Annotated in this window: 14 protein-coding genes; all 14 read left to right on the top strand. The window is 41.8% G+C overall.

Annotation, left to right across the window (positions count from 1 at the left end; translation table 11 throughout):
• Positions 1-68 precede the first annotated feature (68 nt).
• The 14 genes from pcsB to purN all read left to right on the top strand — a co-directional run bounded on the left by pcsB (position 69) and on the right by purN (position 15,908).
• The gene (gene pcsB / locus RDV49_RS02240) at positions 69-1,310 is read left to right on the top strand and encodes a peptidoglycan hydrolase PcsB (RefSeq protein WP_003009268.1); all 1,242 of its coding nucleotides are present in this window, start codon (positions 69-71) and stop codon (positions 1,308-1,310) included.
• Between the two features lie 180 nt (positions 1,311-1,490).
• Positions 1,491-2,465, top strand: coding sequence for a ribose-phosphate diphosphokinase (locus tag RDV49_RS02235; RefSeq protein WP_003009270.1), 975 nt, complete (start codon positions 1,491-1,493; stop codon positions 2,463-2,465).
• 48 nt (positions 2,466-2,513) lie between these two features.
• Positions 2,514-2,654: a hypothetical protein gene (locus tag RDV49_RS02230; protein ID WP_176745968.1), complete on the top strand. Its 141-nt coding sequence runs from the start codon at positions 2,514-2,516 to the stop codon at positions 2,652-2,654.
• A gap of 279 nt (positions 2,655-2,933) precedes the next feature.
• Complete coding sequence (locus tag RDV49_RS02225; RefSeq protein ID WP_003009273.1) at positions 2,934-3,596, top strand: LPKTxAVK-anchored surface protein; 663 nt, start codon at positions 2,934-2,936, stop codon at positions 3,594-3,596.
• Between the two features lie 89 nt (positions 3,597-3,685).
• Positions 3,686-4,537, top strand: a complete 852-nt coding sequence (srtB, locus tag RDV49_RS02220) for a class B sortase, LPKTxAVK-specific (protein ID WP_003009275.1) — start codon at positions 3,686-3,688, stop codon at positions 4,535-4,537.
• 154 nt (positions 4,538-4,691) lie between these two features.
• Positions 4,692-5,873, top strand: a complete 1,182-nt coding sequence (locus RDV49_RS02215; protein ID WP_003009276.1) for a pyridoxal phosphate-dependent aminotransferase — start codon at positions 4,692-4,694, stop codon at positions 5,871-5,873.
• On the top strand, positions 5,857-6,636 hold the full coding sequence (gene recO, locus RDV49_RS02210) for a DNA repair protein RecO (protein ID WP_003009278.1): 780 nt from the start codon (positions 5,857-5,859) through the stop codon (positions 6,634-6,636). The genes RDV49_RS02215 and recO overlap by 17 nt, the downstream gene beginning before the upstream one ends.
• Positions 6,633-7,628, top strand: coding sequence for a phosphate acyltransferase PlsX (gene plsX, locus RDV49_RS02205; protein WP_003009280.1), 996 nt, complete (start codon positions 6,633-6,635; stop codon positions 7,626-7,628). Before recO ends, plsX begins: the two co-directional genes overlap by 4 nt.
• A gap of 3 nt (positions 7,629-7,631) precedes the next feature.
• Positions 7,632-7,880: an acyl carrier protein gene (locus RDV49_RS02200; protein ID WP_003009283.1), complete on the top strand. Its 249-nt coding sequence runs from the start codon at positions 7,632-7,634 to the stop codon at positions 7,878-7,880.
• A 150-nt stretch (positions 7,881-8,030) separates the two neighbouring features.
• On the top strand, positions 8,031-8,738 hold the full coding sequence (gene purC, locus RDV49_RS02195; RefSeq protein ID WP_003009285.1) for a phosphoribosylaminoimidazolesuccinocarboxamide synthase: 708 nt from the start codon (positions 8,031-8,033) through the stop codon (positions 8,736-8,738).
• A gap of 208 nt (positions 8,739-8,946) precedes the next feature.
• A complete protein-coding gene (locus tag RDV49_RS02190) occupies positions 8,947-12,672 on the top strand; it encodes a phosphoribosylformylglycinamidine synthase (protein ID WP_003009287.1) in 3,726 nt (1,241 codons plus the stop codon).
• A gap of 12 nt (positions 12,673-12,684) precedes the next feature.
• Entirely contained in the window at positions 12,685-14,124 is a 1,440-nt protein-coding gene (purF, locus tag RDV49_RS02185; protein ID WP_003009289.1) for an amidophosphoribosyltransferase, read from the top strand.
• A 31-nt stretch (positions 14,125-14,155) separates the two neighbouring features.
• Entirely contained in the window at positions 14,156-15,175 is a 1,020-nt protein-coding gene (gene purM / locus RDV49_RS02180; RefSeq protein ID WP_003009290.1) for a phosphoribosylformylglycinamidine cyclo-ligase, read from the top strand.
• 184 nt (positions 15,176-15,359) lie between these two features.
• Positions 15,360-15,908, top strand: coding sequence for a phosphoribosylglycinamide formyltransferase (gene purN / locus RDV49_RS02175; RefSeq protein ID WP_003009293.1), 549 nt, complete (start codon positions 15,360-15,362; stop codon positions 15,906-15,908).
• Positions 15,909-15,952: the final 44 nt, after the last annotated feature.

The following is a 15,952-nucleotide window of genomic DNA, read 5'->3' as shown; positions in this document are numbered from 1 at the left end:
CGTAATATAAATTTTTAAAAAATTTGTTATACTAGTTAGTGTCTTATTAGAAAGGGAAAATTTATCTAATGAAGAAAAAATTATTTGCCACAATCTTATTGAGTACAGTTGCTTTATCACAAGGTGCTGTTGTAGCTGGTGTATCAGCTGACTCAACAGATGATAAGATTGCTGCTCAAGATAACAAAATCAATAGTATTAATCAACAACAACAAAGTGCACAAGCTCAGGTAGATCAAATTCAAGGTCAAGTATCTGAAATTAAAAAACAACAAGAAAATCTTCAAGCTGAAAATGACCGTTTGAATGAAGAATCTGAACGATTGTCAGCTGAGATTGATGAGTTGTCAAAAAATATTGTTGCTCGTCAAGAATCACTTGCAAATCAAGCACGTAGTGCTCAAACAACTGGGACTGCAACAAGCTATATTAATGCGATTGTTAGCTCTGGATCTTTGACAGAAGCTATCTCACGTATTTCTGCTATGAACGAAATTGCAGATGCTAACAACAAAATGTTGCAAGAGCAAAAACGTGATAAAGAAGAGATTGCACAAAAACAAAAAGAAAACAACGATGCTATCAATACTGTCATTGCAAACAAACAGCAATTAGAAGATGATGCGCAAGCTTTGTCAACAAAAGAAGCTGAGTTGAAAGTAGCACAATTGAACTTGGCTGCTGAAAAATCATCTGCTGAAAATGAAAAGAACGCTTTGTTGCAACAAAAAGCTGAAGCTGAAAAAGCAGCAGCGGCAGCGGCAGCAGCTGAAGCAGCTTACCGTGCAAAACAAAAGGAACAACAAGCAGCTGTGAAAGCTTCTGCAAATACTACCCTTCAAGCACAAGTTCAGGCAGCGGCTCAAACACCTGCTGCAACACCAGCGGCTGCACAAACTCAAGCAGCAGCTCAACCTGCTGTTCAAACTCAAGCAGTGGCAGCACCAGTAGCAACTACTTCTCGTCCAACTTATAGTACATCTGCATCATCTTATCCAGTTGGTGAGTGTACATGGGGTGCGAAGACATTGGCTCCATGGGCAGGTGATTACTGGGGTAATGGTGGACAATGGGCAGCAAGTGCAGCAGCAGCAGGATTCCGTACAGGATCTCAACCACAAGTTGGTGCCATTGCATGTTGGAATGATGGTGGATATGGACACGTAGCAGTTGTTACAGCTGTTCAATCTACAACAAGCATCCAAGTCTCTGAGTCTAACTATAACGGTATCCGTAGTATTGGTAACTACCGTGGTTGGTTTAACCCAACAACAGCTCAAGGTACTGTTACTTATATCTATCCAAACTAAGAATTAAAAAGAAGCAGAACATTTGTTCTGCTTCTTTTTGTGAAAGATTGTCGGTAGAGCTGGATTTTGTATTTTCCATAAATTAATATTTGAATATTTGCTTAAAAAGCGATAAAATGTTTACAGGAGAAATTTGTGCTGACTGTACAATATGGTTTTTAGATTTTACTGGAGGAAATCATGTCATTTTCTGATTTAATGCTCTTTGCTTTGTCGTCAAATCAAGAATTGGCTCAACGTGTGTCTCGCGAAATGGGACTACCGCTTGGAAAGTCAACGGTTCGTCAATTTTCTGATGGAGAAATTCAGGTTAATATTGAAGAATCAATCCGTGGGAAAGATGTTTATATTTTGCAATCCACTAGCTCACCGGTTAATGATAATCTTATGGAAATTTTGATTATGGTAGATGCCTTGAAACGAGCTAGTGCGCAATCTATTAATGTGGTGATGCCGTATTACGGCTATGCTCGTCAAGACCGGAAAGCTCGGGCTCGTGAACCAATCACTTCTAAGTTGGTAGCTAATATGCTTGAGGTTGCTGGAGTTGATCGTCTCTTGACAATTGATTTGCACGCTGCTCAAATTCAAGGCTTCTTTGATATTCCTGTTGACCACTTGATGGGTGCGCCTTTGATCGCCGACTATTTTGAACGTCGTGGGATGATTGGAAAAGACTATGTTGTTGTCAGTCCAGACCATGGTGGTGTGACTCGTGCTCGGAAATTGGCTGAATTTTTGAAGACTCCGATTGCGATTATTGATAAACGCCGGAGTGTCGATAAGATGAATACGAGTGAAGTGATGAATATCATTGGGAGTGTTGAAGGTCAAACTTGTATTTTGATTGATGATATGATTGATACAGCTGGTACAATCTGTCATGCGGCGGATGCCCTTGCTGAAGCAGGAGCTGTAGAGGTTTATGCAAGCTGTACGCACCCAGTTTTATCAGGTCCAGCGATGGACAACATTCAAAAATCAGCCATTAAGAAGTTGGTGGTATTGGATACGATTTATCTACCGGAAGATCGCTTGATTGATAAGATTGAGCAAATTTCGATTGCGAAACTCCTTGCTGAGGCTATTGTTCGCATTCATGAAAATCGTCCTCTTTCACCTCTGTTTGAAATCGGAAATGCCAAAAAATGTTAACAATAAGGAGGCTGAAAAACAGCCTCTTTTGTTTAGGAGGAAATACAAATGGGAATCAGACAATGGTGGCAAGCGCTAAAAAAAGAAAAGAAGCGAAAAGAACTAATTCGAGCGGCTCAAAAACTAGAAAACAAGGTGGATCCAAGTATACCGAAGAAGACTCTACCCAAAAATCGTGCGGTAAAATAGGAAATAATTGGAGTGGAAAAGAAGAGGGAACTGGTAAAATCAGGGAAGTTCTGTCTATTTCATAGAGAAACGATTGAGTAAAAGTGTCCAAAAACCGAAAAATTCTAATAGATGAGTATAATATATCTCTAATTCATAATTTTAGGGATCAAATAGAAAGAAATCTTAATTTTTTTTAAAAAAATTGATAAAAACTCTTGACAACAGAAATATATCCTAGTATACTAGTCATAGTTACGAAGTAACGAATATTTTTAAACTATAAAAGGAGATAAAACAATGAAAAAAGTTTTATTATCATCAGTAGCAGCTCTTGCAGTATTTGCAGCAGCAGCTCCAGCATTCGCAGCAGATACTACAGGACGTCCAGTTTATAAAACTGAAAAAGGTGGAGACACACCTACTTTAAGTGAACTTAAAGGTGAAGCAACTCCAGCCGCACCAGCATCTTCAGCCACAGAAAAACACCCAGGTGCTACTCAAGTTGACCCATCTATCGGCAAAGGTACTCCAGTTGATAAAAAAGGTGATGTTTCTACTGCAAACTACGATGGAAACAAATTTGCTGATACATCTAAAGAATTAACTGCTGTTCCAGCACCTGAATATTTCACTCAAGGTCTTGACCTATGGAATGGTAGCCAACATGGTACTTTCCGTACTGAAGAAGGTGTTCAAACAATCGAAGTTACAAACCCACATGATGGAACTAAATGGTTGGTAGATGTTCAGGTTAAAGCTGGAGCTAACACTCCTAGCGGATTCTACGCTACTGCAATTAGTGGTTCATTGCGTCCAGCATCTTCAGATGCTAAAGCAGCTGCTAAAGCAGCTGAAGAAAAAGCAGAAGCAGCTAAAGCAGCTAAAGCTGGTAAAGACGGTATGGCTTCATCTGCAAAAGCTGGTGAAAAATCACTTCCAAAAACTAGCGCAGTTAAATAATTTCTAATTAATTAGCTCATAAAAATATCACTGAGTCCTTGGGCTCAGTGTTATTTTTTAGATAAAATCATTTTGAGGAGATCGATTGAATGAAAAGAGCTGGAGAAAAAAAGTCAAATAAATTAGGTTTCGTAATTGCTGCCTTTGCGGCAGTCGTTGTGGTTGTAGTTGGATTCCTATTCTTCAATCCATTTGGTGGAAAGGCCTCTAATACGGCTAAGAAAACTGGAACTTCTGGAAGTAGTTCTTCTACCCAAGCTGTGAAGTATGAACCTAGTCAAGAAGAAAAAGATTACTTAAAGAATCGTTTTGCCCAATTAACTTCTGTGAACCCTGAAGCAATCGCTTATGTCTACGCACCGGGTACTGAATTGGATGAACCTGTTGTACAAACTGGTGATAATGCAACCTACTTAGATAAAACGTTTGATGGTGGTTATCAACCATATTTGGGTACTGTCTTCATGGATACAGATAATAAGAAAGATTTCAGTGACCGTTTGACCTGGTTGTTTGGTCATGCTCGTGGTAGTAAGGTTGGTGATCATCGTATGTTTAACGATGTCAACTACTATGACAAACAAGATTACTTTGATCAACACCCGTATGTTGTCATTGAGACACCTGAGCGCAAGTATTATTATGAAGCTATGTGCTTGGTCATTGTTCCTGAAACAACTGCTTTCTATCGTACTAGCTTTAAGGACGACAAAGACTTTACGACTCAGTTGAAGAAGGTCTATGAAGATGGTCAAACTAAGAATCCAAATATTAAAATCAAAGCATCTGATAAATACTTGGTATTGTCAACTTGTCGCGAAGAGGATGAAACGATTCGTTCAAACCTCTACCTTCGTCAAATTCCTGATTCAGAAATGAAGGATTTTGTGGCAAAACATGCAGATCAATTGACATATGTGGCAACACGTGGTCAACAATAATGACTTGAAAGACTTAGCATTGCTAAGTCTTTTTTGTATGGAAGGATTGTTGAAATGTCCTTTGATAGTGAGCAAAAGATGGGGATCTGGCTTGTTCTTTTGCGATGGGGTCCTATTTATAGTATAATGAATATAAGTGTTTTGGAGGTGTTCTATGGATTTAACGAAACGTTTTAATAAAAATCTGAATCGGATCGAAGTTTCTTTGATTCGTCAGTTCGATCAATCAATTTCTTCCATTCCTGGTGTCTTGCGTTTGACTTTGGGGGAACCGGATTTTACAACTCCTGAACATGTAAAAGAAGCAGGAAAGGCTGCCATTGATGCGAATTTTAGCCATTACACTGGGATGAGTGGTTTGCTGGCTTTGCGTGAGGCTGCGAGTCAGTTTGTGGCGGATAAATATGGTATTCACTATCGTCCTGAAGATGAGATATTGGTGACGATCGGTGCGACTGAAGCCCTATCTGCAACCTTGACAGCAATCTTGGAACCTGGAGATGTAGTACTTCTTCCAGCACCGGCCTACCCTGGTTATGAACCCATTGTGAATTTGGTTGGGGCGGAGATTGTCGAAATTGATACGACAGCAGATCGTTTTGTCTTGACTCCTGAAAAGTTGGAAAAGGCCATTCTAGAGCAGGGTGAAAAATTGAAGGCTGTTATTCTCAATTATCCAGCTAATCCAACGGGTGTCACTTATTCGCGCGAACAGATGGCGGAATTAGCTGCTGTCTTAAAAAAATATGAAGTCTTTGTGATTTGTGATGAAGTCTATTCAGAGTTGACTTATACTGGAGAGGCACATGTTTCTATGGCCTCCTTTATTCCTGAGCAGACCATTGTTATTAATGGCTTGTCTAAGTCTCATGCTATGACAGGCTGGCGGCTTGGTTTTATCTTTGCCCCTGCTGCATTGACGGCCCAACTCATCAAGAGTCATCAGTATTTGGTTACTGCTGCTGGAACCATGAACCAGTATGCTGCGATCGAAGCTTTGACGGAAGGTCGAGATGATGCGGAGCCGATGAAGAAGGAATATGTGAAGCGTCGGGATTATATTATCGAACAGATGTCCGCGCTTGGGTTTGAGATGATTAATCCAGATGGTGCCTTTTATATTTTTGCTAAAATCCCAACTGGTTATAATCAGGATTCCTTTGCTTTCTTGCAGGATTTTGCGCGTGAAAAAGCAGTTGCTTTTATTCCTGGTGCTGCTTTTGGTCAATATGGTGAAGGCTATGTGCGTTTGTCGTATGCAGCCAGCATGGAGGTTATCAAGGAAGCAATGAAACGCTTGAAGGAGTATATGGAAGAACATGCTGGAGTCAATTGAGACCCGGGGCATTGTGCTGTATAATCGGGATTTTCGTGAGGATGATAAATTGGTCAAGATCTTCACGGAGAAGTCAGGGAAGCGGATGTTTTTTGTGAAACATGCGGGAAAATCACGATTGAATCCCATGTTACAACCATTGGTAACAGCGGATATGTTGCTGAAAATCAATGATGATGGGTTGAGTTATATTGATGATTTTCAAGATGTGCAGGTTTATAAGAAAATCAATGCAGATCTTTTTGCCCTTTCTTATGCGACCTATGTTCTGGCGCTTGCGGATGCAAGTATTCAGGATAATCAGGTGGATCCGGCCCTGTTTGCTTTTTTGGAAAAGACCTTGTCTTTGATGGAAGAGGGACTGGATTATGAGGTTTTAACCAATATTTTTGAGATTCAGCTTCTATCACGGTTTGGGGTTGTCTTGAACCTGCATGAATGCTGTTTCTGCCATCGGGTTGGTCTTCCTTTTGACTATTCCTTCCGGTATAGTGGGGTCCTTTGTCCGGATCATTATGATCGGGATGAGAGACGTGCCCACTGGCATCCGAATGTTCTCTATTTATTGGATCAGTTTCAAGCAGTGCGATTCAGTGAGTTAGAGACGATTTCTCTACAAGCGGAGATGAAAACAGCTCTGCGTCAGGCAATTGATCAGTTGTATGAGGAGTATGTAGGGATCCATTTAAAAGCTAAAAAGTTTATCGATTCCTTGAGTGATTGGGGAGCGATTATGAAAGATTCATCTGGAGGTGAAACATGAAAAAAATTGCAGTAGATGCAATGGGGGGCGATAATGCACCTCAAGCCTTGGTAGAAGGTGTGAATCAAGCCATTCGTGATTTTGATGATATTGAGATTGTCTTATATGGCGATGAGGCAAAAATCAAAGACTATTTAACCGCAACAGAACGTGTATCGATTGTGCATACGGAAGAAAAAATCGATTCAGATGATGAGCCAACGCGGGCCATTCGTCGGAAAAAACAGGCTTCGATGGTCTTAGCTGCCAAGGATGTGAAGGCTGGTGAGGTGGATGCCATGCTATCTGCAGGAAATACAGGTGCTTTATTGGCAGCAGGCTTCTTTATCGTTGGCCGTATCAAAGGGGTGGAACGCCCTGGATTGATGTCCACACTTCCGACGGTTGATGGTCGCGGGTATGACATGCTGGACTTAGGTGCCAATGCAGAAAATACACCAGAGCACTTGCATCAGTATGCTGTGATGGGGTCCTATTATGCTGAAAATGTTCGTGGAATTCAAAAACCACGCGTGGGTCTATTGAATAATGGGACAGAAGCTAGTAAGGGAGATCCTTTGCGCAAGGAAACCTACCAACTGTTATCTGAGGATGAGTCGATTCATTTTGTTGGGAACGTGGAAGCGCGTGACTTGATGGATGGTGTTGCTGATGTCGTTGTGGCGGATGGTTTCACGGGAAACGCTGTCTTGAAAACGATGGAAGGAACGGCTTTTGGGATCTTGAAGCAATTGAAACAAGCGATTGCCACTGGAAACTGGAAGGCGAAATTGGGAGCTTTTCTGCTCAAGGACCGTTTGAAATCATTGAAGCAAACCTTGGATTTCTCAGATGTTGGAGGAGCGGTCTTGTTTGGTCTTCAAGCACCTGTTGTTAAAACGCATGGTTCGAGTGATGCCAAAGCTGTCTATAGCACGATTCGTCAGATTCGGACTATGTTAGAGACAGATGTTGTTGGAAAATCAGTGAAGGAATTATCGAAGGAAGGGTAATGTATGAGTAAACAAAACGAAATTTTAGCTACTATTGAGGAATTTCTCAAAGACCGCAAGGGACCAGATTTTCAAGTATCTTTGGAATCTGACTTACGTAAGGATTTACAGGCGGATTCTGTTGAATTGATGGAATTTATTATCAATCTTGAGGATGAATACCAAATTGAGATTCCGGACAAGGCTATTGATGAATTTAACACAGTAGGGGATGTTGTCTACTATATCGAAAAACGAACTGCTGGTCACTAATGAAAAAGGGATCGTTCAGATATTATTCTGGATGATCTTTTTTTCTGTCCTTTTTATTCGGATTCTGCTTATATTGTACGGAATTTTATTGAAAATACACTTTGTATGTGATAGAATGAAGGTGATAAAATACGAAAGGCGAACAAAGTCATGACCAATCAACTGATTTATACTGGAAAAGCTAAGGATATCTACACTACTGAGGACGAACATGTGATTAAGTCGGTCTATAAAGACCAAGCCACTATGCTTAATGGTGCTCGTAAGGAGACGATTAAAGGAAAAGGTGTGCTAAATAATCAGATTTCGTCTCTTATTTTTGAAAAATTGAATGCTGCGGGTGTTGCGACGCACTTTATAAAACGTATATCTGATACCGAACAACTCAACAAGAAAGTAAAAATTATTCCTTTGGAGGTGGTTCTTCGTAATGTGACTGCGGGTTCTTTCTCTAAACGTTTTGGCGTGGAAGAAGGTTTGGACTTGAAAACTCCAATCGTTGAATTTTACTACAAGAACGATGAGTTGGACGATCCATTCATCAATGATGAGCATGTGAAGTTTTTGGATATTGCCAATGATGAACAAATTGCTTATATCAAGGAAGAAACACGTCGCATCAATGAATTACTGAAAGATTGGTTTGCACAAATTGGTCTTCGCTTGATTGACTTCAAATTGGAATTTGGTTTTGATAAGGATGGCAAGATTATCTTGGCAGATGAATTCTCTCCAGATAACTGCCGCCTTTGGGATGCTGAAGGGCACCATATGGACAAGGATGTTTTCCGTAGAGATTTGGGCAGTTTAACGGATGTATATCAGGTTGTGTTGGAGAAATTACAGGGCTTGAAGTAATCTTTTTGAAACGGAAAACCTTCGTCTTTCAAGTAAAAGGACTCAGGCTGAAAAGGTCTACTAGACCTTTTCACTCCGTCGTAGTCTTGGTAGCTTGACAGATGTTTATGAAGTTGTATTGGAAAAATTGCAAGGTTTGAAGTGATCTTTTTGAAATAGAAAACCTTCGTCTTCGATAACATGTTTGAATAGAAATAAAGGAAATAAAATGGATAAACGTATTTTCGTTGAGAAAAAAGCTGATTTTCGTGTGAAATCGGACTCTTTAGTAAAAGAATTGCAGCATAATCTTCAGTTGAAAACCTTGAATGATCTTCGTATTGTTCAGGTTTACGATGTCTTTAACTTGGCAGAGGATTTGTTTGCGCGTGCGGAAAAACATATCTTCTCTGAGCAAGTGACTGATACTGTTTTGGACGAAGCTGCGGTTCAGGCTGATCTTGAGAAATATGCTTTCTTTGCGATCGAAAGCTTGCCGGGTCAATTTGACCAACGTGCGGCATCTTCACAAGAAGCTTTGCTTTTGCTTGGTAGTTCAAATGATGTAACAGTGAACACAGCACAACTTTACTTGGTTAACAAGGATATTGATGCGAATGAGTTGGAAGCTGTCAAAAACTACCTTTTGAACCCAGTGGATTCTCGTTTCAAAGATATCACTGTTGGTATAGCTAAACAGGATTTCTCTGAGTCTGACAAGACCATTCCAAGCTTAGATTTCTTTGAAACTTATACGGCAGAAGATTTTGCTAAGTATAAGACTGAGCAAGGATTGGCCATGGAAGTGGATGACCTTCTCTTCATCCAAGATTACTTCAAATCTATTGGACGTGTACCAACTGAGACTGAGTTGAAGGTGTTGGATACTTATTGGTCTGACCACTGCCGTCACACAACTTTCGAAACTGAGTTGAAAAACATCGACTTCTCAGCTTCTAAATTTGAAAAACAATTGCAAGCGACTTATGACAAGTATATTGCCATGCGTGATGAGTTGGGACGTACAGAAAAACCTCAAACCTTGATGGATATGGCGACTATTTTTGGCCGTTATGAGCGTGCTAATGGTCGTTTGGATGACATGGAAGTGTCTGATGAAATCAATGCCTGCTCTGTTGAAATTGAAGTGGATGTCAATGGTGTCAAAGAACCATGGCTTCTCATGTTCAAGAACGAAACGCACAACCACCCAACGGAGATCGAACCATTTGGTGGAGCAGCTACTTGTATCGGTGGTGCCATTCGTGACCCATTGTCAGGTCGTTCCTACGTTTACCAAGCCATGCGTATCTCAGGTGCTGGTGATATTACAGCTCCGATTGCTGAAACTCGTCCTGGTAAATTGCCACAACAAGTGATTTCTAAAACAGCGGCTCACGGTTATTCTTCATACGGTAACCAAATTGGTCTTGCAACAACTTATGTTCGTGAATACTTCCACCCAGGTTTCGTTGCAAAGCGTATGGAGCTAGGTGCAGTTGTCGGTGCGGCTCCTAAGGAAAATGTGGTCCGTGAAAAACCTGAAGCAGGTGACGTGATTATCTTGCTCGGTGGTAAGACTGGACGTGACGGTGTTGGTGGTGCGACAGGTTCTTCTAAAGTTCAAACGGTTGAATCTGTTGAAACAGCTGGTGCTGAGGTTCAAAAAGGGAATGCCATCGAAGAACGTAAGATTCAACGTCTTTTCCGTAATGGGGATGTGACACGTCTAATCAAGAAATCAAATGACTTTGGTGCTGGTGGTGTCTGTGTGGCTATCGGTGAATTGGCAGATGGTCTTGAAATTGATCTAGACAAAGTGCCATTGAAATACCAAGGCTTGAACGGTACAGAAATTGCTATCTCTGAATCTCAAGAACGTATGGCCGTAGTGGTTCGTCCAGAAGATGTAGATGCCTTCGTTGCTGAATGTAACAAAGAAAATATTGATGCTGTTGTCGTTGCAACAGTAACAGAAAAACCAAATCTTGTCATGCACTGGAATGGTGAAACAATCGTTGATTTGGAACGTCGTTTCCTTGATACAAACGGTGTGCGTGTAGTCGTAGATGCTAAGGTGGTTGACAAGGATGTCAAGCTGCCAGAAGAACGTCAAACATCTGCTGAAACCCTTGAAGCTGATACTCTTGAAGTCTTGGCTGATCTTAACCATGCCAGTCAAAAAGGGTTGCAAACCATCTTTGATAGCTCAGTTGGTCGTTCAACAGTTAATCACCCACTTGGTGGTCGCTACCAAATCACACCAACGGAAGCTTCTGTACAGAAATTGCCAGTCCAACATGGCGTGACAACAACTGCATCTGTTATGGCGCAAGGATTCAACCCTTATGTAGCAGAATGGTCTCCATATCATGGTGCGGCTTATGCGGTCATCGAAGCCACAGCTCGTTTGGTTGCTGCTGGTGCAAACTGGTCTAAGGCTCGTTTCTCTTATCAGGAATACTTCGAGCGTATGGATAAACAAGCAGAGCGTTTTGGTCAACCAGTCTCAGCTCTTCTTGGATCCATTGAAGCTCAGATTCAACTTGGTTTGCCATCTATCGGTGGGAAAGACTCGATGTCTGGTACCTTTGAAGAATTGACAGTACCACCAACCTTGGTTGCTTTTGGGGTCACAACTGCAGATAGCCGTAAGGTTCTTTCTCCAGAATTTAAAGCTGCTGGTGAAAATATTTACTACATTCCTGGTCAAGCTTTGGCACAAGAAATTGACTTCGATCTTATCAAGTCTAACTTTGCTCAATTTGAAGCCATCCAAGCTAACCACAAAGTGACAGCTGCATCAGCTGTTAAATATGGTGGTGTGGTTGAAGCTCTTGCCCTTGCAACATTTGGGAACCATATCGGAGCAAACGTTGAATTAGATGACCTTGACACTAGCTTGACAGCCCAATTAGGTGGATTCGTCTTCGCATCGCCTGAAGAAATTACAGGTGTTGCTAAGATCGGACAAACAGTAGCTAACTTTACACTTACTGTCAATGGTGTAACGCTTGATGGACACAAACTTGACAGTGCTTTCCAAGGTAAATTGGAAGAAGTTTACCCAACGGAATTTGCACAGGTAACTGAGTTGGAAGAAGTACCAGCTGTGGCATCAGATGCTGTGATCAAAGCTAAAGAAACAGTTGATACACCAGTGGTTTATATCCCAGTATTCCCAGGTACTAACTCTGAGTACGATTCAGCTAAGGCCTTTGAAAAAGAAGGTGCAAAAGTTAACCTGGTACCATTTGTCACACTGAATGAAGAAGCTATTGTCAAGTCTGTTGACACTATGGTTGACAATATCGAAAAAGCTAACATTATCTTCTTTGCAGGTGGCTTCTCAGCAGCGGATGAACCAGATGGATCCGCTAAATTCATCGTGAACATCTTGCTCAATGAAAAAGTACGTGCAGCCATTGATCACTTCATCGAACGTGGTGGTTTGATCATCGGTATCTGTAACGGATTCCAAGCCCTTGTCAAATCAGGTCTTCTTCCATACGGTAACTTTGAAGATGCAAGTAGCACGAGTCCAACTCTCTTCTACAATGATGCCAACCAACACGTGGCTAAGATGGTGGAAACACGGATTGCCAACACGAACTCACCATGGCTTGCCGGCGTGAAAGTTGGTGACATTCATGCCATCCCAGTATCACACGGTGAAGGTAAATTTGTCGTGACAGCTGAGGAATTCGCAGAGCTTCGTGATAATGGTCAAATCTTTACCCAATATGTTGACTTCGAAGGGAAGCCAAGCATGGATTCAAAATACAATCCTAATGGATCTGTCAATGCGATTGAAGGTATCACAAGTAAGAATGGTCAAATTATTGGGAAGATGGGTCACTCAGAACGTTTCGAAAACGGTCTCTTCCAAAATATTCCAGGAAATAAAGATCAACATCTCTTTGCATCAGCGGTTAAATACTTTACTGGAAAATAAAAGGTATACAAAATGACATACGAAGTTAAATCTCTTAATGAAGAATGTGGTATTTTTGGGATCTGGGGACACCCAGATGCTGCAAAACTGACTTATTTCGGATTACACAGTCTTCAACACCGTGGTCAAGAAGGGGCGGGGATCCTTTCGAATGATGCGGGTCAACTAAAACGGTATCGTGATACGGGTCTTCTCTCAGAAGTATTTCGAAATCCTGCTAATTTGGATAAGTTAACAGGAACGGGAGCGATTGGCCATGTTCGCTATGCGACAGCTGGGGAAGCTTCGGTGGATAACATCCAGCCCTTTCTCTTTCGCTTTCATGATACCCAGTTTGGACTGGCCCACAACGGGAATTTGACCAATGCCAAGTCCCTCAAACGGGAGTTGGAAAATAACGGAGCGATCTTTAGCTCAACTTCTGATTCAGAAATCTTGGCCCACTTGATTCGTCGGAGCCACAACCCATCCTTCATGGGTAAGGTGAAAGAAGCCTTGAATACGGTGAAAGGTGGATTTGCTTACCTTCTCATGCTGGAAGATAAGCTGATTGCAGCCTTGGATCCAAATGGTTTCCGTCCTCTTTCAATTGGGAAAATGGCCAATGGCGCTATTGTGGTCTCCTCTGAAACCTGTGCCTTTGAAGTGGTTGGAGCAGAGTGGATCCGCGATGTAAATCCAGGTGAAGTTGTGATCATCGATGATAACGGCATCACTTACGATAACTATACAACGGACACCCAATTGGCTGTTTGCTCAATGGAGTATATCTACTTTGCCCGCCCGGACTCCAATATTCAAGGGGTCAATGTCCATACAGCACGTAAACGTATGGGGGCTCAATTGGCACGTGAATTCAAACATGAAGCAGATATTGTGGTCGGTGTACCGAACTCTTCACTTAGTGCAGCCATGGGATTTGCGGAAGAATCCGGTCTGCCAAATGAAATGGGCTTGATTAAAAACCAATACACCCAACGAACCTTTATTCAACCGACACAAGAATTACGTGAGCAAGGGGTTCGGATGAAGCTTTCTGCCGTATCCGGTGTTGTAAAAGGCAAACGGGTTGTCATGATTGATGATTCTATCGTACGTGGGACCACATCACGTCGGATTGTGAAGTTATTGAAAGAAGCAGGAGCTACAGAGGTCCACGTAGCAATCGGTAGCCCAGCCCTTGCCTACCCATGTTTCTACGGGATCGATATTCAAACACGTAAGGAATTGATTGCTGCCAATCACACAGTAGAGGAAACACGCGATATTATTGGTGCAGATAGCTTGACGTATTTGTCAATCGATGGCTTGATTGATTCTATTGGAATTGATACAGATGCTCCAAATGGCGGTCTTTGTGTGGCTTACTTTGATGGAAAATATCCAACGCCTTTGTATGACTACGAAGAACGCTATGTGGAAAGTTTGAAAGAACATACTTCTTTCTATTAAGAGCAGTGCAAAAGAAAAAGAGGAAAAAAATATGTCTAAAAATGCTTATGCCCAATCGGGTGTGGATGTTGAAGCGGGTTATGAAGTTGTTGAACGGATCAAAAAACACGTTGCTCGTACGGAACGTGCGGGTGTCATGGGAGCTCTTGGTGGTTTCGGAGGCATGTTTGATCTTTCAAAAACAGGTGTCAAAGAGCCTGTTTTGATCTCAGGTACAGATGGTGTCGGTACTAAACTCATGCTTGCCATCAAGTACGACAAACACGATACGATCGGTCAAGACTGTGTGGCCATGTGTGTTAACGATATCATCGCTGCAGGTGCGGAGCCCCTTTACTTCCTTGACTATATCGCAACTGGTAAAAATGAACCTGCTAAATTAGAGCAAGTCGTTGCTGGTGTTGCAGAAGGTTGTGTGCAGGCTGGTGCAGCCCTTATCGGTGGAGAAACGGCTGAAATGCCTGGTATGTATGGTGAAGATGACTATGATTTGGCTGGGTTTGCTGTCGGTGTTGCAGAAAAATCTCAAATCATTGACGGTTCAAAAGTAGCTGAAGGGGATGTGATTCTTGGACTTGCTTCAAGCGGTATCCACTCAAATGGTTACTCACTTGTTCGTCGTGTCTTTGCGGATTACACAGGTGAAGAAGTTCTCCCAGAATTGGAAGGCAAAAAACTTAAAGACGTTCTTTTGGAACCAACTCGGATCTACGTCAAAGCAGCTTTGCCACTCATCAAAGAAGAATTGGTCAACGGAATTGCCCACATCACAGGTGGTGGTTTCATCGAAAATGTACCACGTATGTTCTCAGATGACTTAGCTGCTGAAATTGACGAAAGCAAAGTCCCAGTTCTTCCAATTTTCAAAGCCCTTGAAAAATATGGCCAAATCAAACATGAAGAAATGTTTGAAATCTTCAACATGGGAATTGGTCTCATGCTTGCAGTGAAACCAGAAAATGTGGAACGTGTCAAAGAACTTCTTGACGAACCTGTTTATGAAATTGGTCGGATTGTGAAGAAAGATGGCGCAAGTGTGGTGATTAAATAATGGTGATATCACCATTTTATACGGAGAAATTGTAGAAAGGAGTGTTTAGTTAGCTAGCCTAACTGAACACGGGACTCATTTTCTAGGAAAAAAGAGAAATCATTTTGTGTGCAAGCACCCAGCAATGATTTCCTATTTTTCTACGAAACTGTTCGGCTAGCCGAAACGTCCCTTTGTATCGAATATGAAAATTGCTGTTTTTGCCTCTGGCAACGGCTCAAACTTTCAGGTGATTGCGGAACAATTTCCAGTAGAATTTGTCTTTTCCGATCACCGGGATGCCTATGTCTTAGAACGTGCCAAAAACCTTGGCGTGGTGAGCCATGCCTTTGAACTCAAGGAATTTGATAATAAAGCAGCTTATGAAGAAGCTATCGTTAAACTCTTGAATGAACACCAGATTGACTTGGTTTGTTTGGCGGGTTATATGAAAATCGTTGGCCCAACCTTGCTAGCAGCTTATGAAGGCCGTATCATCAATATTCACCCGGCTTATCTCCCTGAATTCCCTGGTGCTCATGGTATTGAGGATGCTTGGAATGCAGGCGTTGCTGAGAGCGGTGTGACCATTCACTGGGTGGATTCTGGTGTGGACACTGGTAAGGTCATCAAACAAGTCCGTGTGCCACGTCTAGAAAGTGATACCCTTGATACTTTCGAAACTCGCATCCACGAAACAGAGTACAAGCTCTATCCAGAAGTCTTGGAACGTTTGGGAGTAGCACGAAAATAAGGAAGCCATTGATTGGAAAGAACATTTTCGACTGTAGCAGATAA

The sequence above is a fragment of the Streptococcus parasanguinis genome, from assembly GCF_031582885.1.
GTDB lineage: Bacteria > Bacillota > Bacilli > Lactobacillales > Streptococcaceae > Streptococcus > Streptococcus parasanguinis_M.
This window is presented reverse-complemented; position numbering and strand designations above follow the sequence as displayed.

Bases quoted from the DNA above. Each gene is read 5' to 3' on its own strand.
- plsX (WP_003009280.1), top strand. From the start codon at position 6,633: ATGAAAAAAATTGCAGTAGATGCAATGGGGGGCGATAATGCACCTCAA.
- RDV49_RS02200 (WP_003009283.1), top strand. From the start codon at position 7,632: ATGAGTAAACAAAACGAAATTTTAGCTACTATTGAGGAATTTCTCAAA.
- purF (WP_003009289.1), top strand. From the start codon at position 12,685: ATGACATACGAAGTTAAATCTCTTAATGAAGAATGTGGTATTTTTGGG.
- RDV49_RS02190 (WP_003009287.1), top strand. From the start codon at position 8,947: ATGGATAAACGTATTTTCGTTGAGAAAAAAGCTGATTTTCGTGTGAAA.
- pcsB (WP_003009268.1), top strand. From the start codon at position 69: ATGAAGAAAAAATTATTTGCCACAATCTTATTGAGTACAGTTGCTTTA.
- srtB (WP_003009275.1), top strand. From the start codon at position 3,686: ATGAAAAGAGCTGGAGAAAAAAAGTCAAATAAATTAGGTTTCGTAATT.
- purN (WP_003009293.1), top strand. From the start codon at position 15,360: ATGAAAATTGCTGTTTTTGCCTCTGGCAACGGCTCAAACTTTCAGGTG.
- RDV49_RS02230 (WP_176745968.1), top strand. From the start codon at position 2,514: ATGGGAATCAGACAATGGTGGCAAGCGCTAAAAAAAGAAAAGAAGCGA.
- RDV49_RS02215 (WP_003009276.1), top strand. From the start codon at position 4,692: ATGGATTTAACGAAACGTTTTAATAAAAATCTGAATCGGATCGAAGTT.
- RDV49_RS02235 (WP_003009270.1), top strand. From the start codon at position 1,491: ATGTCATTTTCTGATTTAATGCTCTTTGCTTTGTCGTCAAATCAAGAA.
- purM (WP_003009290.1), top strand. From the start codon at position 14,156: ATGTCTAAAAATGCTTATGCCCAATCGGGTGTGGATGTTGAAGCGGGT.
- recO (WP_003009278.1), top strand. From the start codon at position 5,857: ATGCTGGAGTCAATTGAGACCCGGGGCATTGTGCTGTATAATCGGGAT.
- purC (WP_003009285.1), top strand. From the start codon at position 8,031: ATGACCAATCAACTGATTTATACTGGAAAAGCTAAGGATATCTACACT.
- RDV49_RS02225 (WP_003009273.1), top strand. From the start codon at position 2,934: ATGAAAAAAGTTTTATTATCATCAGTAGCAGCTCTTGCAGTATTTGCA.